The organism is Streptomyces pathocidini, assembly GCF_001418495.1.
GTDB lineage: Bacteria > Actinomycetota > Actinomycetes > Streptomycetales > Streptomycetaceae > Streptomyces > Streptomyces pathocidini.
The window spans coordinates 1-1,844 of sequence record NZ_LIQY01000613.1; the positions used below are offsets into that span (position 1 = coordinate 1).

At 70.9% G+C, this 1,844-nt stretch carries 1 protein-coding gene; it reads right to left on the reverse strand.

Annotation, left to right across the window (positions count from 1 at the left end; translation table 11 throughout):
* Window positions 1-47: 47 nt before the first annotated feature.
* A partial coding sequence (locus tag AOK16_RS23525) for a glycoside hydrolase family 84 protein (RefSeq protein ID WP_055474143.1) occupies window positions 48-1,844 on the reverse strand: 1,797 nt, incomplete at its 5' end.

Genomic DNA, 1,844 nt, shown 5'->3' on the forward strand with positions numbered 1-1,844 from the left:
CTGCCCGGCGGCGCGGGGGGGGTTGGGGAGCGGTGTGCCCTGGAGTGTCAGTGCAGGGCGTTTGCGTTTTTGATGAACTTGTCCAGGATGCCGTCGGCGATGCGGACCGGGCCCTCCGGGCGGGTTTCGCCGGGGATTGTCTGGATTTTTTCGGCCTCCTTCGTCAACTCATCTGCTTTGGCGAAGAGTTGGGATGATCGCTCCTCGTTGTGCTCCAGGCGGGCGTCCAGGCCGTCCAGGGTCAGCAGGAGCGCCTTGGCCCACAGGTCGAGCGCCTTCAGCCACGGCTCGCTGTCCGCGGCGAAGCCCTTGTCCTCGACCCCGTCGCGGATCTGCTCGGGGGCGGAGGCCAGCAGCTTGGCGTACGGGCGGAGTTCGCGCACGGCCCTCGCCTTGTCCTCGGCCTCCCAGGCGGCCTCGAAGTCGGTCAGTCTGCGGGCGAGTTCGGGCGCCTGCGGCTGCCAGGGGTGCTCGCCGAAGGTGGGGGCGAGGTGCTGGGTGTCGAAGAACGCCAGCAGCGCCCGCGCCGTACGGGCGTCGCCTCCGGCGAGGTAGTCGGCCGCGGCCTTCCAGGTGCGGTCCGCGTCGTAGCCGGTGTCGTGCCAGGCGAAGTCGGCGCCGCCGAAGAGGGCGACCTTGCTCGCGGACGCCTGGTTCATCGGGTTGAGTACGAGCCCCGACAGCTGCTCGTGCAGGCCCGGCTCGCGCTCCGTGTACGGGGCGAGCAGCAGTCGGCCCTCGGACTGGCCGTAGTCGTTGACGGGGTAGTTGTCCCAGACGAAGACCTTGCGGCCCCACACGCCGGCGGCCTTGGTCGCGTCCTCGACGGTGATCTTCGGCGGGACCACGTCGGTGCCCGTCCACATCACCTCGACATCGGGGTCGAGCTGCTTACGCAGCGTCTCCTTGTACGGGGACTCCTTCACGTCGCCGTACTCCGTCGGCACCATTTGGAGCGGCTTGGCCTCCGCGCCCTTCTCCTCCAGGAACTCCTTCTGGACGCGGTTGAGCAGGTCGACCTGGGCCTGCGCGGCCGCCTGCTGCGAGGGCGCGCCGTACTTCGCCTCGTCGCCGTCGCAGTTCCACTTCGTGTAGCTGATGTCGTCCAGCGGAATGGAGAAGCTGCGCACGCCCAGGTCGTACATCGCCTGGAGCTTGGCCTCCAGCGCCTTGAGGTCGGCGGCGTCGCTGTAGCACATGGACACGCCGGGGGAGAGCGCGAAGGTGAAGCGGACGTGGTGGGCCTGGGCCTGCTCGACCAGCTCGCCCAACTCGGCCAGCTTGTCGGCCGGGTAGGGCTCGCGCCACTTCTCGCGGTGGTACGGGTCGTCCTTGGGCGCATAGATGTACGTGTTCATCTTGACGTCGCCGTAGAACGCGAGCTGGTCCATGCGCTCGGCGTGCGTCCACGGGCTGCCGTAGAAGCCCTCGATGACCCCGCGCAGCGGCATCAGCGGCCGGTCGACGACCGAGACGCCGGCGAGGGTGCGGCGGCCGGCGAGCTGGCGCAGGGTCTGGGCCGCGTAGTACGTGCCGTCGGAGTCGGCGCCCGCGAGGACCACCGAACCGCCGCCGAGCAGGCCCGACTTGGCGGCCAGCGCGTACCCCTCGGCCGCGCCGGCGTCGGCCGGCAGGCTGCCGCCGGCCTGCTTCAGGGCCTCGGTGACGGTGGCGTCGCCGAGGCGTCCGACGACGACGGTGAGCTCGCCGACCTTGCGCTCCGGGGCGCCGGCCAGCGGCTTGACGTCGACCTGCCGCGCGCCCGCGCCGCGCAGCACGGACACGACGAGCTTCCGCGTCGGCTCGTCGGCGCCCTCGCCCAGCAGCACGCGGACGCGTGAGGG